This is a genomic window from Streptomyces sp. R-74717 (assembly GCF_047305335.1).
Classification (GTDB): Bacteria; Actinomycetota; Actinomycetes; order Streptomycetales; family Streptomycetaceae; genus Streptomyces; species Streptomyces atratus.
This window is the reverse complement of record NZ_CP102361.1, coordinates 7,881,596-7,908,343: the sequence shown is the minus strand read 5'-3', so window position 1 is coordinate 7,908,343 and position 26,748 is coordinate 7,881,596. Positions and strand designations below refer to the sequence as shown.

Sequence of the window (26,748 nt, the reverse complement as noted above, 5' to 3'; positions counted from 1 at the left end):
CTCCTCGTCCGGCCTCACCCACCGAGCCGTCACCCGATGTCCGGCGGATCCACCCTGATCCGGACCTGCGCCCCGCCTCCCCGGGACATCCGCGCCGCCTGCGCCGCCTTCAGCGCGGCCGCGAGCGCCGCCCCGCTCCCCGGCGGCACCCTGAGCAGCGCCCGCTCCCAGGACTCCCCCGGCGGCGCGTCCCAGGGCCTGCGGGGCCTGCCCGGTTCGGCGCCCGGCACCGGGACCGGGCCGAGCACCTCGGCCTCCGGCGGCAGTTCGGCGGCCGCGAGAAACGAGGCGAGCGCCTCCGGCGAGCCTGTCACCGAGGCCATCCGGGACACCGGGGGGAAGCCGAGCTCGGCCCGTTCCGCCAGCTCACGGCGGGCGTGTCCGACCGGGTCCCAGCGCACCAGGGCCTGCACGGGCCGCAGCGTCGGCTCGGCGACGATCACCACCGTGCCGCCCTCCGGCTGCCCCCTCACCAGCGAGGCCGCGGCCGTCCAGCGGCGCAGCGCCTCCTCGCCGGCCCGCAGGTCGGGGCGCCCGACCATCGCCCAGCCGTCCAGCAGCAGCGCCGCCGCGTAGCCGCCCTCGGCGACGGGTTCGGCGCCGGGGGTGCTGACGACCAGTGCCGGCGCGTCCGGCACCGAGTCCAGGATGTGGTCGCGGCCCGACGTCCGTACCGGTACCGCGGGAAACGCCCGGCCGAGCTCCTCGGCGGTGCGGCGGGCGCCGACGATCTGGGCCCGCAGCCGGTTGGAGCCGCAGGCGACGCAGTGCCAGGAGGTCTCGGCCCGCCCGCACCAGGCGCAGTCGAGATCCCGCTGGTCCGGTGCCTGAAGCGGTCCGGCACAGTGCCGGCACCGGGCGGGTTCACGGCAGCGCTCGCAAGCCAGCCGCGGTGCGTATCCGCGGCGCGGCACCTGGACCAGGACGGGACCGCTGCGCAGCCCGTCCCGTACTGTCTGCCAGGCCAGGCTGGGCAGGCGGGCCGCCCTCGCGGCCCCGTCCCGCGCCAGCTCCCCGTCGCCGACCGTACGCACCAGGGGCGCCGCGATGCGCAGCTGCTCCCGGTCCGCGCGCAGCGGCAGCGCCCAGCCGCTCTCCACCAGCTGGGCGGCCTCCACGGTGCAGTTCGTACCACCGAGCAGGAATGCGCACCGGCCGTGCGCGGCCCGCAGTTCGAGCACCTCGCGGACGTGCGGGAAGGGGGCATTGTCGTCGCTGTGGCTGGAGTCCCCGTCGTCCCAGACGGCGACCAGGCCCAGATCGGCGACGGGTGCGAACATCGCGGCCCTCGTCCCGACGACCGCCCGCACCGAGCCGCGCCGAACGGCGAGCCACTCCCGGTACCGCTTCTCCGGTCCGGAGTCGGCGGTCAGCAGCGCATGGCGGCCCTCGCCGAGCAACTCGGTGAGCGCGGCGTCCACCCGCCCCGCGGTCCGGCCGTCCGGCACGACGACCAGCGCGCCGCGCCCGGAGGCGAGCGTCGCGGCCATGGCCCTGGCGATCTCCTGGGGCCAGTGCGGTCCGGGCAGCGCGGTCCATACGGCCCGGGGCGCGCCGCCCTCGGCCAGCGCCCGCAGGAACGCGGGCCCCTGGGCGTACCGCTCCCAGCTCCCCGCCGACGGCGCGGGCGGCGGTGGCAGGGGCTCGGGCGAGGGCTTGGACTCGGCCCGTCCGTTCCTGGGCGGCACGGCGAGCTGCAGCACATCGGCGAGGCTGCCCGCGTAACGGTCGGCGACAGCCCGCGAGAGGGCCAGCAGCTCCGGTCCCAGCACCGGTTCGGGCGATACGACATAGGCGAGCGCGGCCAGGGCTCCTGCGTAGTCCGATTCGGCGAGCCGCTCGACGAGGAACCCGTCGATCAGGCCGCCCCCTTCGCGCCGCCCGCCGCGGACATTGCGCCCCCCGGCCCCGAATCGCACCCGCACCCGCACTCCGGGCTGTGCGTCGGCGTCGAGCTCCTCGGGCACGGCGTAGTCGAAGTACTGGTCGAGATGGAGCACGCCCTTGTTGACCAGCACCCGGGCGACGGGCAGCTCCTTGGCGAGCGCGGCGCCGCGCCAGGTCCGCGGCTTGGCCCGCGGCACGTTGGCCTTCCGTACCGACTCCCGAATGAGCGCAAGCTGCTCCGGGGCCCCGCCCGCGGGGTCCTCGGATCGCTCGTTGTCGCTGCTCACAGCCAAATTCCTACCAGACACCACTGACACCGGCCCCGGCGAGAGCAAACGGGTGGCCGCACGCACCGGGGCCCGGACACCGCGTGCGGCGTCCGGGCCCCGGCGTACAGACTGCGGGCGGCAGGCTTACAGCCCGGCCGCCGTGCGCAGCGCGTCCACGCGGTCCGTGCGCTCCCAGGTGAAGTCGGGAAGCTCACGGCCGAAGTGGCCGTACGCCGCGGTCTGGGCGTAGATCGGACGGAGCAGGTCGAGGTCGCGGATGATCGCGGCCGGGCGGAGGTCGAAGACCTCGCCGATGGCGTGCTCGATCTTCTCGGTCTCGACCGCGGCGGTGCCGAACGTCTCGACGAACAGACCGACGGGCTCGGCCTTGCCGATCGCGTATGCGACCTGCACCTCGCAACGGGCGGCAAGGCCCGCGGCGACGACGTTCTTGGCGACCCAGCGCATGGCGTACGCGGCCGAGCGGTCGACCTTCGACGGGTCCTTGCCCGAGAAGGCGCCACCGCCGTGACGGGCCATGCCGCCGTACGTGTCGATGATGATCTTGCGACCGGTCAGGCCGGCGTCGCCCATCGGGCCGCCGATCTCGAAGCGCCCGGTCGGGTTGACCAGCAGCCGGTAGCCGTCGGTGTCCAGCTTGATGCCGTCCTCGATCAGCTGCGCGAGCACGTGCTCGACGACGAACTCGCGGATGTCGGGCGCGAGCAGCGAGTCGAGGTCGATGTCGCTGGCGTGCTGCGAGGAGACGACGACCGTGTCGAGACGGACGGCCTTGTCGCCGTCGTACTCGATGGTGACCTGGGTCTTGCCGTCCGGGCGCAGGTACGGGATGGTCCCGTTCTTGCGGACCTCGGAGAGCCGGCGCGAGAGCCGGTGCGCGAGGTAGATCGGGAGCGGCATGAGTTCGGGCGTCTCGTCGCAGGCGTACCCGAACATCAGGCCCTGGTCGCCGGCACCCTGCTTGTCGAGGTCGTCCCCTTCTTCACCTGCGGCGGAACCCTCGACCCGCTTCTCGTACGCGGTGTCGACGCCCTGCGCGATGTCGGGCGACTGCGCGCCGATGGACACCGAGACGCCGCAGGAGGCGCCGTCGAAGCCCTTCTTCGAGGAGTCGTAGCCGATCTCGAGAATCTTGTTGCGCACGAGCGTCGGAATGTCGGCGTAGGCCTTGGTCGTGACCTCACCCGCGACATGCACCAGACCGGTGGTGATCAAGGTCTCGACGGCGACACGGGACCGGGGGTCCTCACGGAGCAGGGCGTCGAGAATGGTGTCGCTGATCTGGTCAGCGATCTTGTCGGGGTGACCCTCGGTGACAGACTCCGAGGTGAAGAGACGGCGGGACACATCGCTCCCTGGGGTTGCAGCGGCTGCTGGCTGATCATTTGGCGGACGGCCGGGAGCTGCGCCCGGCACGGTCCTGGGTCAGTTTATCGGTCGCTGTCGCTCAGCGGACAACGTGTCTCGCCCTTTGGGAGTTCTGTGACCTGCGGCACGGCCCGTCACTGTACGAAAATCGCCTCCCGTAAAAGTCATTTGCGCCCATATTCCAGGGGTTTTGGCTTGCACGATGGCGTGAAACGAGAATTTCACCCGAGCCGCGACGACACGAGATCCCAGACCGTGTCGGCGAGTGCCTCCTTGGGACCGAACGGCACCGGGGTCTCGCCGCCGTCGGCTGCGAGGATCACCGCTTCGTTCTCCTCGGAGCCGAATGTCCTGCGCTCCCCCACCTCATTGACGACGAGGAGATCGCAGCCCTTGCGGCGGAGCTTCTCGCGGCCGTTGGCGAGGACATCGTCGGTCTCGGCGGCGAAACCGACGACGATCTGGTCCGGCCGGGCGCGTTCACCGGCGACCTCGGCGAGGATGTCGGGATTGCGGACGAGCTTGATGGGCGCGGGCTCCTGACCGTCCTTCTTCTTGATCTTCCCCGTCGCGTAGTCGGCGGGGCGGAAGTCGGCGACCGCCGCCGCCATCACGACCACATCGGCGTCCGCGGCGGCCTTCAGCACGGCCTCGCGCAGCTGTATGGCGGTACCTGCGTGCAGGACGTCGGCGCCGGCCGGGTCCGGCAGACCCGTGTTGGCCTCGATGAGCGTGACCCGGGCGCCGCGGGCGACCGCGGTGCGGGCCAGCGCGAAACCCTGCTTGCCGGAGGAACGGTTGCCGAGATAGCGCACCGGGTCGAGCGGCTCTCGCGTACCGCCTGCGCTGATCACGACGTGGCGGCCGGCCAGGTCGGCTTCGACGGGTCCGCGGGCCAGCACCCGGCGGCAGACCTCGAAGATCTCCCCGGGGTCGGGCAGTCGGCCCTTGCCGGTGTCGACGCCGGTGAGCCGGCCGACGGCGGGCTCGATGACGACGGCGCCGCGGCGGCGCAGCGTCGCGACGTTCTCCTGGGTGGCGGGGTGCTCCCACATCTCGGTGTGCATGGCGGGCGCGAAGACGACGGGACAGCGGGCGGTCAGGAGCGTGTTGGTGAGCAGGTCGTCGGCGAGACCGTGGGCGGCCTTGGCGAGCATGTCGGCGGTGGCCGGGGCGACGACGACCAGGTCGGCGCCCTGCCCGATCCTGACGTGCGGCACCTCGTGGACGTCGTTCCAGACCTCCGTCGACACCGGGTGGCCCGAGAGCGCCGACCAGGTGGCCGCCCCCACGAAGTGCAGCGCCGACTCGGTCGGGACGACCCTCACGTCATGACCGGATTCGGTCAACCGGCGCAGCAGCTCGCACGCCTTGTACGCGGCGATGCCTCCGCTGACCCCAAGAACGACCTTCGGCTTGTCCACTGTGTCTCCCCGCACTCGGATACGAACACCCCCATGCTGCCTCACCGCACCCGGTCCGACGCTGTCGCCCCGGACACACCACAGGCCCGGCAGCCGTGGCTGCCGGGCCTGTGATGAAGGTGCAATTCCTGCTTACTGCGCGGGGCCCTCGATGGCCTCGGAGGTGAGCAGGCCCGCGTTGATCTCGCGGAGCGCGATCGAGAGCGGCTTCTCGTGCACGTGGGTGTCGACGAGCGGACCGACGTACTCCAGGAGACCCTCGCCGAGCTGCGAGTAGTACGCGTTGATCTGGCGCGCGCGCTTGGCGGCGTAGATCACAAGGCTGTACTTCGAGTCGGTGGCCTCAAGGAGCTCATCAATCGGCGGGTTGATGATGCCCTCGGGCGTGGTGATGGAAGAGGACACTCTCTGCCTTCCGAAGGGGGTAAAGATCAAAGAAATCTTTGACAGTGCGGAGTTCCGTACTGCCGCGCGTGTCGGCTGCGTCAGTCGCTGTCGGCACGGTGGCCGGAAGCCTCCAGCATCAAGGCTAGCAGCTCACGTGCCACGTCCTCGACGGAGGTGTTGACCAGCGTCGTATCGAACTCGGACTCGGCAGCCAGTTCGATCCTGGCGGCGGCGAGCCGACGCTCGATCACCTCGGCGGATTCGGTCCCACGGCCGGTGAGCCGGCGTACCAGCTCCTCCCAGCTCGGCGGGGCCAGGAAGACTAGCTGGGCGTCCGGCATCGACTGCCGGACCAGCCGGGCGCCCTGGAGATCGATCTCCAGCAGCACCGGCTCGCCCGCCTCCAGGCGGTCGAGCACGGCACGGCGCGGCGTGCCGTACCGGTTGCCGGCGAACTCGGCCCACTCCAGCAGCTCGCCATTGGCGATCAGCTTGTCGAACTCGTCGTTGTCCACGAAAAAGTAGTGGACACCGTTGCGCTCGCCGGGGCGCGGCTTGCGGGTCGTCGCCGACACCGAGAGCCATACCTCGGGGTGGGCCTTGCGCATATGGGCGACGACCGTGCTCTTGCCGACCCCCGAGGGGCCGGAGAGCACGGTCAGCCGCGGACGTACGTCCGGGGGTACGGGGGACGTCCCCCGGGATGTTGCAGCCATGAAGCGATTATCCAGGTTCTCAGGGGTGCCTGAGAACGTCAGGCGGCGCTGCCGCCGAACTCGCGCTCCAGGGATGCGATCTGGTTGGAACCGAGACCCCGGACCCGGCGGCTCTCGGAGATGCCGAGCCGCTCCATGATCTGCTTGGCGCGGACCTTGCCCACGCCCGGCAGGGACTCCAGGAGGGCAGAGACCTTCATCTTGCCGATGACGTCGTTCTCCTGGCCCTGCTTGATGACCTCGTGGAGGGAGGCGCCGGAGTGCTTGAGTCGATTCTTGACCTCGGCCCGCTCCCGGCGAGCCGCGGCGGCCTTTTCGAGCGCGGCTGCGCGCTGTTCAGGGGTAAGGGGCGGAAGAGCCACGCCTACGTCACCTCGGATGTCGATCTGTCGGATACGGACCGGTGAGGAAGCTGGACGCTCCACACCAGGTGAGCGACGGACAACTTGTGTACGTCGGCTCTCGACGGAGACTAGCGGCCAAGACCGCTCGAGTCAGCGAGAACCAACGAAAAGTCCTGGTCAGCCTCAGCCGACCAGGACATTTCAGGCATAACAACCGAGTTTTTTGGTCAGGATTCAGTCAACACGCTGTTACGTGGCATGTTCACCTACCTGCGACGGCCGCCCGGACCTCGTCCGTGAGCCGTTCGGCGGCTGCGCGCAGCCCCGCCACGTCCGGTCCCTGACTCAGTACGCCGCGGCTCACACTGGGCACCACATTGCCCACCGCGTCGCCGAAGACACCGGGCAGATCCGCGGGCGTCGCACCCTGGGCGCCGATCCCGGGTGCGAGCAGGGGGCCGTTGATGGCGAGATTCACTCCCACGTCCCCGAGCGTGGCACCGACCACCGCGCCGACGGAGCCGAGCGGGGTGGCCCCCTCGTTCTCGGCGGCCATGTGGTCGAGCATCAGCTGGGCCAGCGAACGGCCGTCGGTGGCGGTGGCGCGCTGAACCTCCGCTCCCTCCGGGTTGGAGGTGAGGGCGAGCACGAAGACGCCCGCGCCGGAGAGGACAGCCGCGTCGAGCGCCGGGCGCAGCGAACCGAAGCCGAGGTACGGCGAGACGGTGACCGCGTCCGAGAACAGCGGCGAGTCCTTGTCCAGGTAGGTCGCCGCGTAGGCGCCCATGGTGGAGCCGATGTCGCCGCGCTTGGCGTCCATCAGGACGAGTGCACCGGCCGCCCGCGCCTCCTCGACGGCCTTCTCCAGGACCGCGATGCCGCGCGAGCCGAAGCGCTCGAAGAACGCGGACTGCGGCTTGAGAACGGCGACCCGGTCCGCCAGTGCCTCGACGACCGTACGCGTGAAGTGCTCCAGACCTGCGACGTCGTCGTTCAGGCCCCAGGCGGTGAGGAGCGAGGCGTGCGGGTCGATGCCGACGCAGAGCGGCCCGCGGGTGTCCATGGCGTGGCGCAGGCGTGTGCCGAACGGTTCCGGGATCATGCGGTGGCCTTCCTGGTTTCTGCGCCGACGGCTTCGGCGAGGGTGGCGTACGGGGAGGCGGCCAGGCGCGCGGCCAGGCCCTTGTGGATCGCCCGGGCGTAGAACGGGCCCTCGTAGATGAAGGCGCTGTAGCCCTGGACGAGCGTGGCGCCGGCGAGAATGCGCTGCCAGGCGTCCTCGGCGTCCTCGATGCCCCCGACACCGACCAGGGTGATCCGGTCGCCCACCCGCGCGTACAGGCGGCTCAGGACCTCCAGGGAGCGTGCCTTGAGAGGCGCACCGGACAGCCCGCCGGTCTCCTTGACCAGGGACGGCGAGGACTTCAGGCCGAGGCCGTCCCGGGCGATGGTGGTGTTGGTGGCGATGATGCCGTCCAGACCCAGCTCGACCGCGAGATCGGCGACCGCGTCGACGTCCTCGTCCGCGAGATCGGGGGCGATCTTTACGAGCAGGGGGACCCGCCGGTCGGTGACGGTCCGGTCGGCCGCCTCGCGCACGGCGCTGAGCAGGGGCCGGAGCGCCTCGGTGGCCTGGAGGTTGCGCAGGCCGGGGGTATTGGGCGAGGAGACGTTCACGACGAGGTAGTCGGCGTGGCGGGCGAGCCGCTCGGTCGACTTCACGTAGTCGCCGACCGCTTCGGCCTCCGGCACGACCTTGGTCTTGCCGATGTTGACGCCGACCGTGGTCCGGAAGACCGGGTTGCGGGTGGCCAGGCGCTCGGCCACGGCCGCGGAGCCCTCGTTGTTGAAGCCCATGCGGTTGATCAGCGCGCGGTCCGCCACGAGGCGGAAGAGCCGCTTCTTGGGGTTGCCGGGCTGCGGCTCGCCGGTGACCGTACCGATCTCGATGTGGTCGAAGCCGAGCATCGACATGCCGTCGATCGCGACGGCGTTCTTGTCGAAGCCGGCGGCGAGGCCGAAGGGGCCGTGCATCCGCAGGCCCAGGGCCTCGGTGCGCAGTTCCTTGTAACGGGGGGCGAGCGCGGCGGCGACGAAGGTGCGCAGCACGGGGATGCGGGCGGCGAGGCGGATCCACCGGAAGGCCAGGTGGTGCGCCTGCTCCGGGTCCATCCGCTTGAAGACCAGCTGGAAGAAGAATTTGTACATCGGGGTGTCCTCGGTGTCCTCACAGAGAGGGGGACACCGTTTCCGGTGTCCCCCTGCTGGGCCTGCTAGTCGCGCGCCGCGGTCAGATGTTCCGCGTGTTCCTGGAGGGAACGTACGCCGACGTCTCCGTGGTTGAGTGCGTCGATGCCCTGGACGGCGGCGGCAAGTGCCTGGACCGTCGTGAGGCACGGCACGGACCGGGCGACGGCCGCAGTACGGATCTCGTAGCCGTCGAGGCGGCCGCCCGTTCCGTACGGCGTGTTGACGATCAGGTCGACCTCGCCGTCGTGGATGAGCTGGACGATGGTCTTCTCGCCCTGCGGGCCGACGCCCTCGGACTGCTTGCGCACGATCGTGGCATGGATGCCGTTGCGCTTGAGCACCTCGGCGGTGCCGGAGGTGGCCAGCAGCTCGAAGCCGTGGGCGACCAGCTCGCGCGCCGGGAAGATCATCGAGCGCTTGTCGCGGTTGGCGACGGAGATGAACGCGCGGCCCTTGGTGGGCAGCGGGCCGTACGCGCCGGCCTGCGACTTGGCGTACGCCGTGCCGAATACCGAGTCGATGCCCATGACCTCGCCGGTGGAGCGCATCTCCGGGCCGAGGACGGTGTCGACGCCGCGGCCGTGGATGTCGCGGAACCGCGACCACGGCATGACGGCCTCCTTGACGGAGATCGGCGCGTCGAGCGGCAGGGTGCCGCCGTCGCCGTTCTTCGGCAGCAGACCCTCCTCGCGCAGCTCGGCGATGGTCGCGCCCAGCGAGATGCGGGCGGCGGCCTTGGCGAGCGGTACCGCGGTCGCCTTCGAGGTGAAGGGGACGGTGCGCGAGGCGCGCGGGTTGGCCTCCAGGACGTAGAGGATGTCGCCGGAGAGCGCGAACTGGATGTTGATCAGTCCGCGTACGCCGACGCCCTTGGCGATGCCCTCGGTGGAGGTGCGCAGCCGCTTGATGTCGTAGCCGCCGAGCGTGATCGGGGGCAGCGCGCAGGCGGAGTCACCGGAGTGGATGCCGGCCTCCTCGATGTGCTCCATGACGCCGCCGAGGTAGAGCTCGGTGCCGTCGTAGAGCGCGTCGACGTCGATCTCGATCGCGTCGTCGAGGAAGCGGTCGACCAGGACCGGCCGGGTGGGGCTGATCTCGGTGGACTCGGCGATGTACGAGGAGAGCCGCGTCTCGTCGTACACGATCTCCATGCCCCGGCCGCCGAGCACGTAACTGGGGCGTACGAGGACGGGGTAGCCGATCTCGTCGGCGATGGCCTTGGCCTCGTCGAACGTGGTGGCGGTGCCGTGCTTCGGGGCCGGGAGTCCGGCCTCGGCCAGGACGCGGCCGAAGGCGCCGCGGTCCTCGGCGGCGTGGATGGCCTCCGGGGACGTTCCGACGACCGGTACGCCGTTGTCCTTGAGTGCCTGCGACAGACCCAGCGGGGTCTGGCCGCCGAGCTGGACGATGACGCCGGCGACCGGGCCCGCGAGGGACTCGGCGTGCACGATCTCCAGCACGTCCTCGAGCGTCAGGGGCTCGAAGTACAGGCGGTCGGAGGTGTCGTAGTCGGTGGAGACGGTCTCCGGGTTGCAGTTGACCATCACGGTCTCGTAGCCCGCGTCGCTCAGGGCGAAGGAGGCGTGGACGCAGGAGTAGTCGAACTCGATGCCCTGGCCGATGCGGTTGGGGCCGGAGCCGAGGATGATCACCGCGGGCTTGGTGCGGGAAGCGACCTCGTTCTCCTCGTCGTAGGAGGAGTAGAAGTACGGCGTCTTCGCGGCGAACTCGGCGGCGCAGGTGTCGACCGTCTTGTAGACCGGGCGGATGCCCAGCGCGTGCCGCACCTCGCGCACGACGTCCTCGCGCAGGCAGCGGATGTCGGCGATCTGGGCATCGGAGAAGCCGTGACGCTTGGCCTCTGCCAGCAGCTCGGGGCCGAGTTCGTCCGCGGCGGCCAGCTCGTCGGCGATCTCCTTGATCAGGAAGAGCTGGTCGACGAACCAGGGGTCGATCTTCGTGGCGTCGAAAACCTCTTCCTGGGTGGCGCCGGCCCGGATCGCCTGCATGACGGTGTTGATCCGGCCGTCGGTCGGGCGGACCGCCTCGGCCAGCAGCTCGGCCTTGTCGCCGGTCTCGCCGGTGAAGGAGAACTGCGAGCCCTTCTTCTCCAGCGAGCGCAGTGCCTTCTGGAGCGCCTCGGTGAAGTTCCGGCCGATCGCCATGGCCTCGCCCACCGACTTCATGGTGGTGGTGAGGGTGGAGTCGGCGGAGGGGAACTTCTCGAAGGCGAACCGCGGGGCCTTGACCACGACGTAGTCGAGGGTCGGCTCGAAGGAGGCCGGGGTCTTCTCGGTGATGTCGTTGGGGATCTCGTCGAGCGTGTAGCCGACGGCCAGCTTGGCGGCGATCTTGGCGATCGGGAAGCCGGTGGCCTTGGAGGCGAGCGCCGAGGAGCGGGAGACGCGCGGGTTCATCTCGATCACGATGACGCGGCCGTCGGTCGGGTCGATGGCGAACTGGATGTTGCAGCCGCCGGTGTCGACGCCGACCTCGCGGATGATCGCGATGCCGATGTCGCGCAGCCGCTGGTACTCGCGGTCGGTGAGCGTCATCGCCGGGGCGACGGTGATCGAGTCACCCGTGTGGACGCCCATCGGGTCGAAGTTCTCGATGGAGCAGACGACCACGACGTTGTCGTGCTTGTCGCGCATCAGCTCCAGCTCGTACTCCTTCCAGCCGAGGATGGACTCCTCCAGGAGCACCTCGGTGGTCGGGGAGAGCGTGAGGCCCTGACCGGCGATCCGGCGCAGCTCCTCCTCGTCGTGGGCGAAGCCGGAGCCGGCGCCGCCCATCGTGAAGGAGGGGCGGACGACGACGGGGTAGCCTCCGAGCGTGTCGACACCCTGGATCACGTCGTCCATCGTGTGGCAGATGACCGAGCGGGCCGACTCGCCGTGGCCGATCTTTGCGTTGACCGCCTCGACGACGCCCTTGAAGAGATCGCGGTCCTCGCCCTTGTTGATGGCCTCGACGTTGGCGCCGATGAGCTCGACGCCGTACTTCTCCAGGACACCGTTCTCGTGCATGGAGATCGCGGTGTTGAGCGCGGTCTGTCCGCCCAGCGTCGGGAGCAGCGCGTCGGGGCGCTCCTTGGCGATGATCTTCTCGACGAACTCGGGGGTGATCGGCTCGACGTACGTGGCGTCGGCGATCTCCGGGTCGGTCATGATCGTCGCCGGGTTGGAGTTCACCAGGATGACGCGCAGGCCCTCGGCCTTGAGGACGCGGCAGGCCTGGGTGCCGGAGTAGTCGAACTCGGCGGCCTGACCGATGACGATCGGGCCGGAGCCGATGACCAGGACGGACTGGATATCGGAGCGCTTAGGCACGCTGGCCCTCCATCAGGGATACGAAGCGGTCGAAGAGGTACGCGGCGTCGTGCGGGCCCGCGGCTGCTTCGGGGTGGTACTGGACGCTGAAGGCCGGCTGGTCGAGGAGCTGCAGCCCCTCGACGACCTGGTCGTTCAGGCAGACGTGGGAGACCTCGGCGCGGCCGAACTTCGTGTCGGACACCTTGTCCAGCGGGGCGTCGACGGCGAAGCCGTGGTTGTGCGCGGTGACCTCGACCTTGCCGGTCGTGCGGTCCTGCACCGGCTGGTTGATGCCGCGGTGGCCGTACTTCAGCTTGTAGGTGCCGAAGCCGAGGGCGCGGCCCAGGATCTGGTTGCCGAAGCAGATACCGAAGAGCGGCGTCTTCCGCTCCAGGACGCCCTGCATGACGGAGACCGGGTGGTCGGCGGTGGCCGGGTCGCCGGGGCCGTTGGAGAAGAAGACTCCGTCGGGCTCGACCGCGTACACCTCGTCGAGGGTGGCGGTGGCGGGCAGGACGTGCACCTCGATGCCGCGCTCGGCCATCCGGTGCGGGGTCATGCCCTTGATGCCGAGGTCGATCGCGGCGACGGTGAACTTCTTGGTGCCGATGGCCGGGACGACGTACGTCTCCTTGGTCGCGACCTCGGTGGAGAGGTCGGCGCCCACCATCTCGGGGGCTTCCTTGACGCGGGCCAGCAGCGTGGCCTCGTCGGCGATGGCGTCACCGGAGAAGATGCCGACGCGCATGGCGCCGCGCTCGCGCAGGTGGCGGGTGAGGGCGCGGGTGTCGATGCCGCTGATGCCGACGACGCCCTGGTGCTCCAGCTCCTCGTCGAGCGAGCGCTGCGAGCGCCAGTTGGAGGGAACCCGGGCGGGGTCGCGGACGACGTATCCGGCGACCCAGATCCGCTTCGACTCGGGGTCCTCGTCGTTCACACCGGTGTTGCCGACGTGCGGGGCGGTCATCACGACGACCTGACGGTGGTACGAGGGGTCGGTCAGCGTCTCCTGGTAGCCGGTCATGCCGGTGGAGAACACCGCCTCGCCGAAGGTCTCCCCCACGGCCCCGTAGGCACGGCCGCGGAAGGCGCGGCCGTCCTCCAGGACGAGTACGGCGGGAGCTTTGGCGGCTCCCCGGGTGGAGATCGTCATCGTGCGGTGCCTTCCGTAGTGCTGGTGAGTTGTTCGATGGCCTCGACCCAGGCCGGGTGCTCGGCCGAGTGGTCGGAGCGGAAACCGGAGTCGATCAGCTTGTCGCCGTGCGCCCAGGTGATGATCAGCAGGCCGCCCTCGGGGAGGACCTTGCCCGCGATGCCCTTGTCGAGCCGGGCCTCACGCAGTGCGGCGGCCGGGACGAAGAAGTCGGCTGCTCCGGGTCGTACGACGTCGAGGCCCTGGTCGGTCAGGGTGAGCTCGACGCGGCTGCGGGTACCGAGGCCGTGGGCGACGATCCGGTCGAGCCACTGCCCGGCGGTCGTCGAGGCGTGGTACCTGCCGGTCAGCGTCAGCAGCTTCTCGCCGTCCGCGAACCCCTCCGGGGTGGAGCTGAGTTCCGGCAGATCGGACTGGAGACTCCCCCGCCACTTCCATCCCTGGCGCATCAGCCAGTAGACGAAGGCGATGAGGACGATCAGTCCGATGACCCAGCTGATGCGAGCGGACCAGTCGGTCACTTCGGCCGACTTCTGCTCGGCGGCGAGCTGGAGGTACAGGGGGGTGAGTGATGTCACGCGAGCTTCCCGTCGACGACCGTGGCACGGCCCCGCAGGAAGGTGTGGGTGACTCGGCCCGGCAGCTCGCGACCCTCGTAGGGAGTGTTGCGGCTGCGGGAGGCGAAGCCCGCGGGGTCCACCACACCACGGTATGCCGGATCGACCAGCGTGAGGTTGGCAGGCTCACCGGCCGAGACGGGCCGGCCGTGTCCGTCGAGACGGCCGATGGCGGCCGGACGGAACGACATCCGGTCGGCGACGCCCGCCCAGTCGATGAGGCCGGTGTCGACCATCGTCTGCTGGACGACGGAGAGCGCGGTCTCCAGGCCCACCATGCCCATGGCGGCGGCGGCCCACTCGCAGTCCTTGTCCTCGTGCGGGTGCGGGGCGTGGTCGGTGGCGACGCAGTCGATGGTGCCGTCGGCGAGCGCCTCGCGCAGGGCCATGACGTCGGCCTCGGTGCGCAACGGCGGGTTCACCTTGTAGACCGGGTTGTAGGACCGTACGAGCTCGTCGGTGAGGAGCAGGTGGTGCGGGGTGACCTCGGCGGTGACGTTCCAGCCCTTGGACTTGGCCCAGCGGACGATCTCGACGGAGCCGGCGGTCGACAGGTGGCAGATGTGCACCCGGGAGCCGACGTGGGCGGCGAGCAGTACGTCGCGAGCGATGATCGACTCCTCGGCGACGGCGGGCCAGCCGCCGAGACCGAGTTCCGCGGAGACGATGCCCTCGTTCATCTGGGCGCCCTCGGTGAGGCGGGGCTCCTGGGCGTGCTGGGCGACGACACCGTCGAAGGCCTTCACGTACTCCAGCGCACGGCGCATGATCACCGCGTCGTCGACGCACTTGCCGTCGTCGGAGAAGACTTTCACTCCGGCGGCCGAATCGTGCATGGCGCCGAGCTCGGCGAGCTTCTTGCCCTCCAGGCCGACAGTGACGGCGCCGATCGGCTGCACGTCGCAGTAGCCGGACTCCTTGCCGAGCCGCCAGACCTGCTCGACGACACCGGCGGTGTCGGCGACCGGGAAGGTGTTGGCCATGGCATGCACGGCGGTGAAGCCACCGACGGCCGCCGCCTTCGTCCCGGTGAGGACGGTCTCGGAGTCCTCGCGGCCGGGCTCGCGCAGATGGGTGTGGAGGTCGACCAGGCCGGGCAGCAGGATCTGGCCCTCGGCCTCGACGACGGTCGCGTCACCGGCCTCGATGCCGGTGCCGACCGCGGCGATGGTCTCGCCGTCGATCAGGACGTCCTGGGATTCGCCGCCGAGGACCTTCGCGCCGCGGATAAGGATCTTGCTCATGGTTACTTGTTCTCCTCGGTACGGGCGGGGGTGGCGGTCGACGGGTGAGCCGGGGCGGCCGGCTCGGAACCGCCCAGCAGCAGGTACAGGACGGCCATGCGGATCGAGACGCCGTTGGCGACCTGCTCGACGACCGTGCACCGGTCGGAGTCGGCGACCTCGGCGGTGATCTCCATGCCGCGGACCATCGGACCGGGGTGCATGACGATGGCGTCCTCGGGCATCTTCGCCATGCGGTCGCCGTCCAGGCCGTAGCGGCGGGAGTACTCGCGCTCGGTCGGGAAGTACGCGGCGTTCATCCGTTCGCGCTGCACACGCAACATCATCACCGCGTCGGACTTCGGCAGCACCTCGTCGAGGCTGTAGCTGACATCGCACGGCCACTGCTCGACGCCGACCGGGACGAGAGTCGGCGGGGCGACCAGCGTGACGTGCGCGCCGAGCGTGGTCAGCAGGTGGACGTTGGAGCGGGCCACCCGGCTGTGCAGGATGTCGCCGACGATGGTGACCCGGCGGCCTTCGAGGTCCCGGCCGATACCGGCGTCGGCCCCGACAAGGCGGCGGCGCAGGGTAAAGGCGTCCAGGAGGGCCTGGGTGGGGTGCTCGTGGGTGCCGTCACCGGCGTTGACGACGGCGCCGTCGATCCAGCCGGAGGTGGCGAGGCGGTACGGGGCACCGGAGGCACCGTGCCGGATGACGACGGCGTCGGCGCCCATCGCCTCCAGGGTCAGCGCGGTGTCCTTGAGCGACTCGCCCTTGGAGACGGACGAGCCCTTCGCGGAGAAGTTGATGACATCGGCGGAGAGGCGCTTGGCGGCGGCCTCGAAGGAGATGCGGGTACGCGTCGAGTCCTCGAAGAAGAGGTTGACGACGGTACGGCCGCGCAGGGTGGGGAGCTTCTTGATCGGCCGGTCCGCGACCCGTGCCATTTCCTCGGCGGTGTCGAGGATCAGGACGGCGTCGTCGCGGGTGAGGTCGGCGGCCGAGATGAGGTGACGCTTCATCTGGGTGTCTCCGGGTGGCTGGAGGTTTCAGGCATGCGGGCGTGCGGAAACTGCCGTACGGGTTCGAGGTACTCCGTACGGGTGAAGTGCAGCTACTGCTCGCCCGCCGGGGCGGTCTGCTGGACACCGAGCAGCACGGCGTCGCGGCCGTCCTCCTCGGCGAGCTGGACCTTGACCGTCTCCCGCAGCGACGTGGGGAGGTTCTTGCCGACGTAGTCGGCACGGATCGGGAGTTCGCGGTGACCGCGGTCGACGAGGACCGCGAGCTGCACCGCGCGGGGCCGGCCGATATCGCCCAGCGCGTCGAGCGCTGCGCGGATCGTGCGGCCCGAGAAGAGGACATCGTCGACGAGGACGACCAGGCGGCCCTCGATACCCTCGCCGGGGATCTCGGTGCGGGCCAGGGCGCGCGCAGGGCGCAGCCGCAGGTCGTCTCGGTACATCGTGATGTCGAGTGACCCGACCGGCATCTTCCGGCCGGTGATCTCTTGGAGTTTTTCGGCGAGCCGACCGGCGAGGAAGACGCCCCGCGTCGGGATACCGAGGAGCACCACGTCGTCGGCGCCCTTGGCGCGTTCGACGATCTCGTGGGCGATTCGGGTCAGTACTCGGGCGATGTCGGGAGCCTCGAGAACGGGGCGTGCCGCATTGCCGGTGGCTTCGTGCTGTGCGTCCATAAGAAACGGACCTCCTTCTCCGCCTCACTGGACGGACCTTAAAGGACGTCGAAATTGCGTCATCAACGTTACCAGTGCTTGCACAGCGCCCTGGTCACGCCCCCGGAAGGTGCCGGTCCGGACCATTCGGCTTGACGCATCCAAGTAACGCTGCGTAACCTCACAGTGAGTTACCAGCCACGCGGCGCAGCCGCAAAAATGTTCCAGCGTCCGGGGAGCCTTATGTCCAGCGAATACGCAAAACAGCTCGGGGCCAAACTCCGTGCCATCCGCACTCAGCAGGGCCTCTCCCTCCATGGCGTGGAGGAGAAGTCCCAGGGCCGCTGGAAGGCCGTCGTGGTCGGTTCGTACGAGCGCGGCGACCGTGCCGTGACCGTCCAGCGCCTTGCCGAACTCGCTGATTTCTACGGAGTCCCGGTGCAGGAGCTCCTGCCCGGCACGACGCCCGGCGGAGCCGCCGAGCCGCCGCCGAAGCTCGTTCTGGACCTGGAGCGCCTCGCCCACGTCCCGCCGGAGAAGGCCGGGCCGCTGCAGCGCTACGCGGCGACGATCCAGAGCCAGCGCGGCGACTACAACGGCAAGGTGCTCTCGATCCGCCAGGACGACCTGCGCACGCTGGCCGTGATCTACGACCAGTCGCCGTCCGTGCTCACGGAACAGCTGATCAGCTGGGGCGTGCTGGACGCGGACGCGCGTCGCGCCGTCGCCCACGAAGAGGGCTGACACCTCTCGCAGAAACGTACCGCCGTGTCGGCACGGATTCACCCTTTCGGGTGCCCGCGCCGACACGGCTTTTTGTTGCCGAAAACCGGCCTCCCACGCGCCGAAGGGCCCACGGTCAAAAGACCGCGGGCCCTTCGTTGGCTGAACGCCGCCGGAGGCTACTGCTCCCGGCGGAGGTTCGGCTTGAGGTCCTTGAACCGGGCCAGCAGCCCGTTCACGAAGGACGGGGAGTCATCGGTGGAGAACTCCTTGGCGAGCTGGACCGCCTCGTCGATCACCACTGCGTCCGGGGTCCCGTCCACCCAGATCAGCTCGTACGCACCGAGGCGCAGGATGTTCCGGTCGACGACCGGCATGCGGTCGATCTCCCAGTCCACGGCGTAGGTCACGATGAGGTCGTCGATCCGGTCCGCGTACTGCGCGTACCCCTCGACGAGCTCCATCGTGTACTCGGTGACCGGCGGCTGACGGTTGTCGGCCCGCGAGTGCCGCACCCAGTCCGCGAGGACCGTCTGCACGGACTCACCGCGCTGGTCGGCCTCGAAGAGGATCTGGAAGGCGCGCTTGCGGGCCTTGTTCCGGGCAGCCACGGTTAGCTGTTCACCCGGCCGAGGTAGTCGCCCGTGCGGGTGTCGACCTTGATCTTCTCACCCGTGGTGATGAAGAGCGGGACGCCGATCTCGTAGTCGGTCTCCAGCGTGGCGGGCTTGGTGCCACCGGTGGAGCGGTCGCCCTGGACGCCCGGGTCGGTGTGCTTGACGGTCAGCTCGACGGCGGCGGGCAGCTCGACGTAGAGCACCTCGCCCTCGTGCTGGGCGACGGAGGCGGTGAAGCCCTCGATCAGGAAGTTGGCAGCGTTGCCGACGGCCTTGCGGTCGACCATGAGCTGGTCATACGTGTCCATGTCCATGAAGACGAAGTACTCGCCGTCCATGTACGAGAACTGCATGTCGCGACGGTCGATGGTGGCCGTCTCGACCTTCACGCCGGCGTTGAACGTCTTGTCGACGACCTTGCCGGAGAGCACGTTCTTGAGCTTGGTGCGCACGAAGGCCGGGCCCTTGCCGGGCTTGACGTGCTGGAACTCGACGACGGACCAGAGCTGGCCTCCGTCGAGCTTGAGCACCAGGCCGTTCTTGAGGTCGTTCGTGGAAGCCACGGTTGCGGAATCTCCTGGACTGAAGCTGGTGGAACGACCGAGGATGCGCGCTAGAGCGCGAGCAGCTCCTTGGTCGTAATGGTGAGTAGCTCGGGTCCGCCGTCCGCCTCGGGGCGCACGACGAGCGTGTCATCGATCCGGACCCCGCCCCGGCCCGGGAGGTGGACCCCCGGTTCGACGGTGACCGGCACACAAGCGTCCAGTTTACCCATGGCTGCAGGTGCCAGCTGCGGGTCCTCGTCGATTTCGAGCCCCACCCCGTGCCCGGTCCATGGTGCGAGGCCCCCGCCGTGGCCCGCGGAGTCCAGGAGATAACGGGCCGCACGGTCCACATCGCGGTAGGCGGCCCCCGGCACGAGAGCCTCGCGCCCGGCCCGCTGAGCGGCGAAAACCAGGTCGTAGAGCTCGATCTGCCAGTCGGCGGGCGCGGTCCCGATGACGAACGTACGGCCGATCTCGCAACGGTAGCCGCGATAGTTCGCGCCCAGGCAGACGGAGAGGAAATCCCCCTCCTCCACCCGCCGGTCCGAGGGGCGGTGGCGGCCCTGGCCGGAGTTCGGCCCGGTGGCCACGGAAGTGGCGAAAGCGGGGCCGTCGGCGCCGTGGTCCACCAGGCGGCGCTCCAGCTCCAGGGCGAGATGCCGTTCTGTGCGGCCCACCAGGATGGATTCGAGGAGTTCGCCCAGGGCCTGGTCGGTGATCTCGGCGGCGATCCGCAGACAGGCGATCTCCTCCTCGTCCTTGACGACCCGCAGCTGCTCGACGGTGGCACCGAGATCGGCGAGCCGCAGTCGCGGGGCGACCGAGCTCATGGCCCGGTGGCGGGAGACCGTCAGATGGTGTTCCTCGACGGCCAGGGACTCCGCACCGAAGGAGGTGGCCAGACCGGCGGCCGCGACCACCGGATCGCCGTCGGTGGTCGGCATCAGTGACACCCGCAGCTGATCGTCGGTGCGCCCGTCGGCGGGATCGCCGGTCGGGGCGTGGGGGCAGAGCAGGACGTCCTCACCGGGGCCGAGCAGCAGCACGGCGCCCGGGGGCGCTCCGCCCGCGAGATAGCGGACGTTGGCGGGGCGGGAGACCAGAGCGGCCGCGGATCCGACGGCGGCGCACCGGTCGCGGAGCAGCTCGCGGCGGACGGCGTACACGTCTGACATGTCACGAGCCTACGAGCGGTGGCGCAGGCCTGCTCGGTCAGCGCATCCGACCGGGGGCCGCGGCCGGGCCCGTCCCCGGACCGGGAACACCGCCCGAGGGCGGTTCACCAGGCCGGGGGGCTGGTTATGGAGCGGGCGAGTATGTCGTCCAGGACACGGGCGGTGGTCTCCACGTCGTACGTCGAGTTGTCGATGATCGGTAGTCCGGAGCCGTACCACCCGGCCATCCGGCCGTGGATGCGGGCGACCTCCTCGTCCGAGAGGCGGCGGTTCCCGCTGCGGGCGGCGTTGCGCTCCAGCACGATCTCCAGGCCGGGCAGCAGAACGACGGGCAGCAGTCCGGGGCCGACATGGCGTTTCCAGCCGCCGAGGCCGACGACCGGCCGGTCCGGGAAGACGGCGTCGTCCAGGATGCAGGAGATCCCGTTGGCGAGGAAGTTGCGGGCGGCGAAGCCGCAGGTGCGACGGGCGAGACGGTACTGGGCCTCGGAGTGGTCGTTCCACCCGGCCTGGGGGTCGGCGAAGCCGGAGCAGACCCATTCGCGGACGTCGTCGAGGCTGACGTGCGCCGTGGGAACCCGGCGGCGGCCGGCCCAGAGCTTGGCCACGGTGGTCTTGCCTGCGCCCGCGGGGCCGATCAGGAGAACGGCGAGGGTCGCGTTGCCGGTGCCGGGCTCGGCGGGCGGCGCGGGCAGCGGGACGGGCCCGCCGGGCGGCAACTGGATGTGCCCGGTGGTCTCCCTGGAGGGAGGCGCGGGGGCGTGCTGCGGGGCGGGTCCGCTCCAGCCCTGGGGCGTGGGAGGGGTGGTGGGTGGCGGCCCCGGCGGTCCGGGGTGCTGGGCCTGGTGCGTCCAGCCGACAGGTCCGCTTCCGGGGCCTTGGGGCGGCGGCAGCGGGGCCCCCACTGCGTGCTGCATCCGGTGCCACTCCGTCTCGTACAGGCAACTGGCGCTGGTGGAACGGCAACCGTACCGTCCCCGGCCGCCACTGAGGGAACGGTCGGGGACGGTCCACAGTGCCCGGTCGGCCGGTCGGCCGTCCGGTGCACCGGTCCGTCAGTCGGTCGACTCGTCCGCGAGGGCGCGCAGAGCGAGGCGGTAGGAGCCGATGCCGAATCCGGCCACGGTCCCCGTGGCGACCGGCGCGACCACGGAATGGTGGCGGAATTCCTCCCGTGTGTACGGGTTCGAGATGTGCACCTCGATCAGCGGGGCGGTGCGCTGGGCCGCCGCATCCCGCATTCCGTACGAATAGTGGGTGAAGGCCCCCGGGTTGAGAACGACCGGAATTGAACCGTCCGCGGCCTCGTGGAGCCAGCGGATCAGCTCGCCCTCGTCGTTGGTCTCCCGGACGTCGACGTCGAAGCCGAGCTCCTTGCCGAGGGCCTGACAGGTCTCGACGAGTCCGGCGTACGACGTGGCGCCGTACACATCGGGCTCGCGGGAGCCGAGGCGCCCGAGGTTCGGCCCGTTGAGGACGAGGACCCGGCGCATCACGCCGACACCTCCCCGTAGGCGGCGAGCAGCACTGCCGGGTCGGGGCCCTCCAGCACGGTGGGTTTGCCGAGACCGTCGAGGACGATGAAGCGCAGCAGGTCGCCGCGGGACTTCTTGTCGACCTTCATGTTCTCCAGCAGCTTGGGCCACTGGTCGCCGCGGTAGGTGAGCGGCAGTCCGACGGACTCCAGGACGGCGCGGTGCCGGTCGGCGGTGGCGTCGTCGAGGCGTCCGGCCAGCCGGCCCAGCTCGGCGGCGAAGACCATGCCGACCGAGACGGCCGCGCCGTGCCGCCACTTGTAGCGCTCGTTCTTCTCGATGGCGTGGGCCAGGGTGTGACCGTAGTTGAGGATCTCGCGCAGTCCGGACTCCTTGAGGTCGCTGGAGACGACCTCGGCCTTGACCCGGATGGCGCGTTCGATCAGCTCCGCGGTGTGCGCTCCGGTGGGCGTACGGGCGCCTTCCGGGTCCGCCTCGATGAGGTCGAGGATCGCCGGGTCGGCGATGAAGCCGGCCTTGATGATCTCGGCCATGCCGCTGACGTAGTCGTGAACGGGCAGCGAGTCCAGGGAGGCAAGGTCGCAGAGGACCCCGGCGGGCGGGTGGAAGGCGCCGACAAGGTTCTTGCCCTCGGCGGTGTTGATGCCCGTCTTGCCGCCGACGGCCGCGTCGACCATACCGAGCACGGTCGTGGGTACGGCGATCCAGCGCACCCCGCGCAGCCAGCTCGCCGCGACGAACCCGGCCACATCGGTGGTGGCTCCGCCGCCGACGCCGACGATGACATCGGTGCGGGTGAAGCCGGTCTGCCCGAGCGCCTTCCAGCAGTACGCCGCGACCTCGACGGTCTTGGCCTCCTCGGCGTTCGGCAGCTGGATCGCGATGGCCTCGTAGCCCTGCTCGGCCAGGTCCTGACGGACCGCCTCACCGGTCTCGGCGAGCGCCTCGGGGTGCAGTACGGCAACCCGCTTGGCACGGTCGCCGATGAGCGTGGGCAGCTCGCCGAGGAGCTGCCGGCCGACCAGCACCTCGTACGGGTCGGTGCCCGCACTGCCGGCGATCTGGATGCGCGTGGGTCCCTGGTCCGTCATGTGTGTGTTCTCCCGGCCGGGCGCCGCGGGGTCGCCCGCGCGCTCCGGCAGTTCCAGTGCGTCGAGGACCGCCTGGGCGACCTCTTCGGGGGTGCGCCCGTCGGTGGCGACACTCGCCCGGGCCACCTCGGTGTACAGATGGCGGCGGGCGCCCATCAGCTCGCGCCACTGCCGGCGCGGGTTGACGGCGAGCAACGGGCGGGCGGTGTTCAGGCCGACCCGCTTGACGGCCTCCTCCACGTCCATCGAGAGATAGACGACGGGGTGGTCGGCGAGCAGCGCGCGGGTCGTCTCGTCGAGCACGGCGCCGCCGCCGAGGGAGAGGACACCCCTGTGCTCGGCGACGGCGGTGTGCACCGCCTGTCGCTCCAGCTCGCGGAAGTGTTCCTCGCCCTCGTCGAAGAAGATCTCCGAGATCGGCTTGCCGGCCGTGGCGACGACGTCCGCGTCGGTGTCCCGGTAGGTGGTGCCGAGCCGGTCGGCGAGCAGTTCACCGACCGTGGACTTGCCGACACCCATCGGGCCGACGAGGACGATCAGCGGGCCGCTCATCGGATCTGGAGGTGGTCGAGGTACGACTGAACGTTGCGGTGGGTCTCGGGGACGCTGTCGCCGCCGAACTTCTCGGCGACGGCGTCGGCGAGGACCAGGGCGACCATCGCCTCGGCGACGATGCCCGCGGCCGGCACGGCACAGACATCGGAGCGCTGGTGGTGGGCCTTGGCGGGTTCGCCGGTGACGACGTCGACGGTGGCGAGCGCGCGCGGCACCGTCGCGATGGGCTTCATCGCGGCGCGGACCCGCAGCAGCTCGCCGGTGGTCAGACCGCCCTCGGTACCGCCGGAGCGGCCGGAGGCGCGCTTGATGCCGTCCTCGGTGACCAGGATCTCGTCGTGCGCCTTGGAGCCGGGGACCCGGGCCAGGTCGAAGCCGTCGCCGACCTCGACCCCCTTGATGGCCTGAATGCCCATCAGGGCCGCGGCGAGCCGGGCGTCGAGACGGCGGTCCCAGTGCACGTGCGAGCCGAGGCCGACGGGCACGCCGTACGCCAGCACCTCGACCACACCGCCGAGGGTGTCGCCGTCCTTGTGGGCCTGGTCGATCTCGGCGACCATTTCCTTGCTCGCGTCGGCGTCCAGGCAGCGCACCGGGTCGGCGTCGAGCCTCTCGACGTCCGCGGGTGTGGGGTAGACGCCGTAGGGCGCCTTGGCTGCGGCCAGCTCGACGACGTGGCTGACGATCTCGATGCCCGCGGTCTCCTTGAGGTACGACCGCGCGACGGCACCGAGCGCGACGCGGGCCGCGGTCTCCCGGGCGCTGGCGCGCTCCAGGATCGGCCGTGCCTCGTCGAAGCCGTACTTCTGCATGCCGGCGAGGTCGGCGTGTCCGGGGCGGGGGCGGGTCAGCGGTGCGTTACGGGCCAGCGCGGCCAGTTCGTCGGGGTCGACCGGGTCGGCCGACATGACCTGCTCCCACTTGGGCCATTCGGTGTTGCCCACCATGACGGCGACCGGGGAGCCCATGGTCAGCCCGTGGCGCACCCCGCCGAGGAAGGTGACCTCGTCCTTCTCGAACTTCATGCGAGCGCCGCGGCCATAGCCGAGCCGCCGCCGGGCCAGTGCGTCCGCCACCATCTCCGTGGTGATCGGGACACCGGCGGGAAGACCCTCCAGCGTCGCCACCAGTGCGGGGCCGTGCGACTCCCCTGCGGTCAGCCAGCGCAACCTGCTCAACGGTGCTCCTCATGCTCGCGCCTGAAACTGCAACGGCGCGACCGGGTGCGCGGCCCTGGCCCGCCGCCTTCGATCCTCCCACGCCCGGGCACCCGAACCGGCCGCCGGTCCAGCAGACGGACGGATCGGGGCCCGTAAATGCGCGTGGTCAGCGTGCGGCCAGTGCCTCTTCGCCGGCCTGCCGCATCGCCGCGAGCGGGGCGGGCGAGTGGCCCGTCATCTGCTCGACCTGGAGGACGGCCTGGTGCACCAGAAGGTCGAGACCTCCGACGACTGCGCCGTCACGGGCCGCCCAGGCGGCGGCGAGTCCGGTCGGCCACGGCTCGTACAGCACGTCGAAGAGCGTGCCGGGCCGATCCGGTACGGCATCGGTCAGCGCATCCGTGGCACCTGCCGGAGTGGTGGCGACGACCAGCGGGGCGTGCAGCGCCTGCTCGGCCTCCGCCCAGTCGGAGATCCGGACGTCGACGCCGAGGCGTTCGCCCCAGCCGCGCATCTCCTCGCCCCGTTCCCGGCTACGGACGTATGCGGTGACCGGTCCCGTACAGATCTCGGACAGCGCGGCGAGCGCCGAGGAAGCGGTCGCTCCGGCGCCGAGTACGGCGGCGGAGTCGGTCTTCTCCACACCGCGTTCGCGCAGCGCGGCGATCATGCCGGGGATATCTGTGTTGTCGCCGGCCCTTCGGCCGTCATCCGTGAAGACGACCGTGTTGACCGCCTCCACCGAGGACGCGGTCTCGCTGATGGAGTCCAGCAGCGGGATGATCGCGCGCTTGAGCGGCATGGTCAGCGACAGGCCGGCCCACGAGGCGTCGAGCCCCTCGATGAAGCCGGGCAGCCCCGCCTCGTCCACTTCGAAACGGTCGTACGACCAGTGGGAGAGGCCGAGCTCCGCGTACGCGGCCCGGTGCAGCACCGGGGAGAGCGAGTGGGCGATGGGCGAGCCGAGGACGGCTGCCCGGCGGCGCCCGTCAGTCGAGGCCATGCTGTTTCCTGAACTTCTTGTTGAGCTTCTCGTGGTCGGCGGCCGTCTTGGTGAACTCGGTCTTCTTGCCGTCGAGCGAGATGAAGAACATCCACCCGTCATCAGTGGGATTGAGTGTTGCTCGCAGGGCTTCGTCACCCGGATTGCTGATCGGACCCGGCGGAAGACCCTCGTGGTAATAGGTGTTGTAAGGGTCCGGATTGCTCAGGATCTCACTCGACCCGATCTTGATCTTGCTCTGGTTCTTGAGGTAATTGAATGAGGAGTCGAATTGAAGCTTACGGTTCGTGACCGTGTTGTTCGGCTTCAAGCGGTTGTACGCGACTTCAGCCATCTTGCGGAAGTCGTCGTGCGTGAGGCCCTCCGCCTGGACCAGACTGGCGACAGTGAGAACCTGCCATGGGCCGTCCAGCTTGTACTTCTTGGCCGTTCCCTCGAGGTCGAGCTTGTCGTACTCCTCGTTGGCACGGGAGACCATCTTCTTCAGGATCGCCTCCGGCTTGGTTTCCTTGGTGACCGGATAGGCGGCCGGGTAAAGGAATCCTTCCAGCGGGTCCTTTATATCCTTGTTGCTGCTCGCCCAGTCGGGCAAACCGAGGTCGGACGCCTTGGACGTGGCAATCCCCTTGGTCGTTCCCTTTTTGAGGCCCAGTTTCTTGTCGACCATCCCGTAGATAGTGACATTGCGGTAACCCTCGGGAATCACCAAAAGATTCTGGCTCTTCGGGTCGATCATCATCTTCAGGGCCTCGGCCGCGGACATCTTCTCGTGGAGGAGATAGACGCCTGCCTGGATCGACTTGCCCTTGGGGTTCTCGTTCTGCGCGGCGACGAACGCGTCGACGCTCTTGATGACACCCTTCTGCTTCAGGATGTTGCCGATGTCGGAGCCGAAGGCGCCCTTTTCGATCTCGACCTCGACCTCGCCGGTGCCCGTTCCGGTGTAGTCGGGCGCCGCGCCGAACTTGTCCTGCCAGTACGAGTAACCGACGTAGGCCACTGTGCCGAGGCCGCCGACCAGGACCACCGCGACGACCAGACAGGCGACGCCGCTGCGGTTCTTCTTCTTGCCCTTGCCCCGGCGCTCGTTGCCACCGCGACCGCCGCGGCGTGACTCGCGCGGGTCGTCGTCGTGCTCGCCGTCGTTGTCGTCGCCCTCGTCGGCGCCCGTGAAGAAGGGGTGGGTCTCCTCCGGCTGGACCTCCGGGACCCAGTCGGGACTCTGCGTGGGGGCCTGCTCGGCAACGGCCTCGCGGCGGCCCGGGGGCTGCGGCGGCGGGTAGGCCTCCGGCGTGCTGTAGTAGTCAGGCGCCTCGCCGTAGCCGGCCTGCCGGCCGCCGTACGGGTCGGCCTGCTGGGCGTCGTAGGGCGCCGCGGCGGGCTGCTGCCCGGTGTCCCAACCACCGTTGTCGTACTGGGGCTGCTGGGGCTGAGGTTGCTGCTGCTGCGCATACGGGTCCTGCGGGGCTCCGTACGCGGGCTGCTGCTGGTAGTGCTGCTGCGCGTACGAGTCCTGCGGCTGCTGCTGCTGCTGCTGCGCGTACGGGTCCTGCGGCTGCTGCTGCGCGTACGGATCCTGGGGATAGGGCTGCTGCTGGCCGCCGTACTGGTTCTGGCCGTGGGCGGACTGCTGTCCTCCCCATCCTTGGTCCCCGTACAAGGGGTCCTCGGGATGCCACGGTTCGGAGCCGGGGCCCCGGCCATACTCAGTCATCGATCCCCTAGAGCC

24 protein-coding genes are annotated in these 26,748 nt (G+C 70.1%); 1 reads left to right on the top strand and 23 read right to left on the bottom strand.

Features of this window, described 5'->3' with window-relative positions:
- Positions 1–29 precede the first annotated feature (29 nt).
- The 14 genes from NRF20_RS36330 to pyrR form a co-directional block, all read right to left on the bottom strand.
- Complete coding sequence (locus NRF20_RS36330) at positions 30–2,174, bottom strand: primosomal protein N' (RefSeq protein WP_398628991.1); 2,145 nt, start codon at positions 2,172–2,174, stop codon at positions 30–32.
- A 126-nt stretch (positions 2,175–2,300) separates the two neighbouring features.
- A complete protein-coding gene (metK, locus tag NRF20_RS36325; protein ID WP_114243484.1) occupies positions 2,301–3,524 on the bottom strand; it encodes a methionine adenosyltransferase in 1,224 nt (407 codons plus the stop codon).
- 242 nt (positions 3,525–3,766) lie between these two features.
- Positions 3,767–4,969 (bottom strand): bifunctional phosphopantothenoylcysteine decarboxylase/phosphopantothenate--cysteine ligase CoaBC, encoded by a 1,203-nt coding sequence (gene coaBC, locus NRF20_RS36320; protein WP_398628992.1) that lies wholly within the window; start codon positions 4,967–4,969, stop codon positions 3,767–3,769.
- Positions 4,970–5,101: 132 nt separating this feature from the next.
- Complete coding sequence (gene rpoZ / locus NRF20_RS36315) at positions 5,102–5,374, bottom strand: DNA-directed RNA polymerase subunit omega (RefSeq protein WP_003970369.1); 273 nt, start codon at positions 5,372–5,374, stop codon at positions 5,102–5,104.
- 80 nt (positions 5,375–5,454) lie between these two features.
- Positions 5,455–6,072, bottom strand: a complete 618-nt coding sequence (gene gmk, locus NRF20_RS36310) for a guanylate kinase (protein ID WP_266363178.1) — start codon at positions 6,070–6,072, stop codon at positions 5,455–5,457.
- Between the two features lie 38 nt (positions 6,073–6,110).
- Positions 6,111–6,434, bottom strand: coding sequence for an integration host factor (locus tag NRF20_RS36305; protein WP_014157387.1), 324 nt, complete (start codon positions 6,432–6,434; stop codon positions 6,111–6,113).
- Between the two features lie 244 nt (positions 6,435–6,678).
- A complete protein-coding gene (gene pyrF, locus NRF20_RS36300) occupies positions 6,679–7,518 on the bottom strand; it encodes an orotidine-5'-phosphate decarboxylase (RefSeq protein WP_398628993.1) in 840 nt (279 codons plus the stop codon).
- On the bottom strand, positions 7,515–8,624 hold the full coding sequence (locus tag NRF20_RS36295; RefSeq protein ID WP_413753948.1) for a quinone-dependent dihydroorotate dehydrogenase: 1,110 nt from the start codon (positions 8,622–8,624) through the stop codon (positions 7,515–7,517). Before NRF20_RS36295 ends, pyrF begins: the two co-directional genes overlap by 4 nt.
- A 65-nt stretch (positions 8,625–8,689) precedes the next feature.
- Positions 8,690–11,998 carry a carbamoyl-phosphate synthase large subunit gene (gene carB / locus NRF20_RS36290; protein WP_398628995.1) on the bottom strand — a complete coding sequence of 1,103 codons (3,309 nt, stop codon included), beginning with the start codon at positions 11,996–11,998 and terminating at the stop codon, positions 8,690–8,692.
- A complete protein-coding gene (gene carA, locus NRF20_RS36285; protein WP_383077915.1) occupies positions 11,991–13,133 on the bottom strand; it encodes a glutamine-hydrolyzing carbamoyl-phosphate synthase small subunit in 1,143 nt (380 codons plus the stop codon). Before carA ends, carB begins: the two co-directional genes overlap by 8 nt.
- Positions 13,130–13,711: a hypothetical protein gene (locus NRF20_RS36280; protein WP_266363169.1), complete on the bottom strand. Its 582-nt coding sequence runs from the start codon at positions 13,709–13,711 to the stop codon at positions 13,130–13,132. Before NRF20_RS36280 ends, carA begins: the two co-directional genes overlap by 4 nt.
- On the bottom strand, positions 13,708–14,994 hold the full coding sequence (locus NRF20_RS36275; RefSeq protein ID WP_266363167.1) for a dihydroorotase: 1,287 nt from the start codon (positions 14,992–14,994) through the stop codon (positions 13,708–13,710). The genes NRF20_RS36280 and NRF20_RS36275 overlap by 4 nt, the downstream gene beginning before the upstream one ends.
- 2 nt (positions 14,995–14,996) lie before the next feature.
- On the bottom strand, positions 14,997–15,998 hold the full coding sequence (locus tag NRF20_RS36270) for an aspartate carbamoyltransferase catalytic subunit (protein ID WP_398628997.1): 1,002 nt from the start codon (positions 15,996–15,998) through the stop codon (positions 14,997–14,999).
- Between the two features lie 92 nt (positions 15,999–16,090).
- Positions 16,091–16,675 (bottom strand): bifunctional pyr operon transcriptional regulator/uracil phosphoribosyltransferase PyrR, encoded by a 585-nt coding sequence (gene pyrR / locus NRF20_RS36265; protein ID WP_114243494.1) that lies wholly within the window; start codon positions 16,673–16,675, stop codon positions 16,091–16,093.
- 222 nt (positions 16,676–16,897) lie between these two features.
- Between pyrR and bldD the strand changes: the two genes are divergently transcribed.
- Positions 16,898–17,398, top strand: a complete 501-nt coding sequence (bldD, locus tag NRF20_RS36260; RefSeq protein ID WP_014044812.1) for a transcriptional regulator BldD — start codon at positions 16,898–16,900, stop codon at positions 17,396–17,398.
- A 158-nt stretch (positions 17,399–17,556) separates the two neighbouring features.
- Here the strand turns inward: bldD and nusB are convergent, their stop codons facing one another.
- From nusB to mltG, 9 genes are all read right to left on the bottom strand, one after another.
- Positions 17,557–17,988: a transcription antitermination factor NusB gene (nusB, locus tag NRF20_RS36255; RefSeq protein ID WP_072484538.1), complete on the bottom strand. Its 432-nt coding sequence runs from the start codon at positions 17,986–17,988 to the stop codon at positions 17,557–17,559.
- 2 nt (positions 17,989–17,990) lie between these two features.
- Positions 17,991–18,557: an elongation factor P gene (gene efp / locus NRF20_RS36250; protein ID WP_266363161.1), complete on the bottom strand. Its 567-nt coding sequence runs from the start codon at positions 18,555–18,557 to the stop codon at positions 17,991–17,993.
- Between the two features lie 50 nt (positions 18,558–18,607).
- Positions 18,608–19,714, bottom strand: a complete 1,107-nt coding sequence (locus NRF20_RS36245) for an aminopeptidase P family protein (protein WP_398628998.1) — start codon at positions 19,712–19,714, stop codon at positions 18,608–18,610.
- A 104-nt stretch (positions 19,715–19,818) separates the two neighbouring features.
- Entirely contained in the window at positions 19,819–20,631 is an 813-nt protein-coding gene (locus tag NRF20_RS36240; protein ID WP_398628999.1) for a Pro-rich N-terminal domain-containing protein, read from the bottom strand.
- Positions 20,632–20,769: 138 nt separating this feature from the next.
- A complete protein-coding gene (aroQ, locus tag NRF20_RS36235; RefSeq protein WP_398629000.1) occupies positions 20,770–21,210 on the bottom strand; it encodes a type II 3-dehydroquinate dehydratase in 441 nt (146 codons plus the stop codon).
- Positions 21,207–22,853: a 3-dehydroquinate synthase gene (aroB, locus tag NRF20_RS36230; RefSeq protein ID WP_413753947.1), complete on the bottom strand. Its 1,647-nt coding sequence runs from the start codon at positions 22,851–22,853 to the stop codon at positions 21,207–21,209. The genes aroQ and aroB overlap by 4 nt, the downstream gene beginning before the upstream one ends.
- Positions 22,850–24,034 (bottom strand): chorismate synthase, encoded by a 1,185-nt coding sequence (gene aroC / locus NRF20_RS36225; protein ID WP_114243501.1) that lies wholly within the window; start codon positions 24,032–24,034, stop codon positions 22,850–22,852. The genes aroB and aroC overlap by 4 nt, the downstream gene beginning before the upstream one ends.
- Positions 24,035–24,182: 148 nt before the next feature.
- Positions 24,183–25,019, bottom strand: coding sequence for a shikimate dehydrogenase (locus NRF20_RS36220; RefSeq protein ID WP_398629002.1), 837 nt, complete (start codon positions 25,017–25,019; stop codon positions 24,183–24,185).
- A complete protein-coding gene (gene mltG / locus NRF20_RS36215; protein ID WP_413753946.1) occupies positions 25,006–26,733 on the bottom strand; it encodes an endolytic transglycosylase MltG in 1,728 nt (575 codons plus the stop codon). Before mltG ends, NRF20_RS36220 begins: the two co-directional genes overlap by 14 nt.
- Positions 26,734–26,748: the final 15 nt, after the last annotated feature.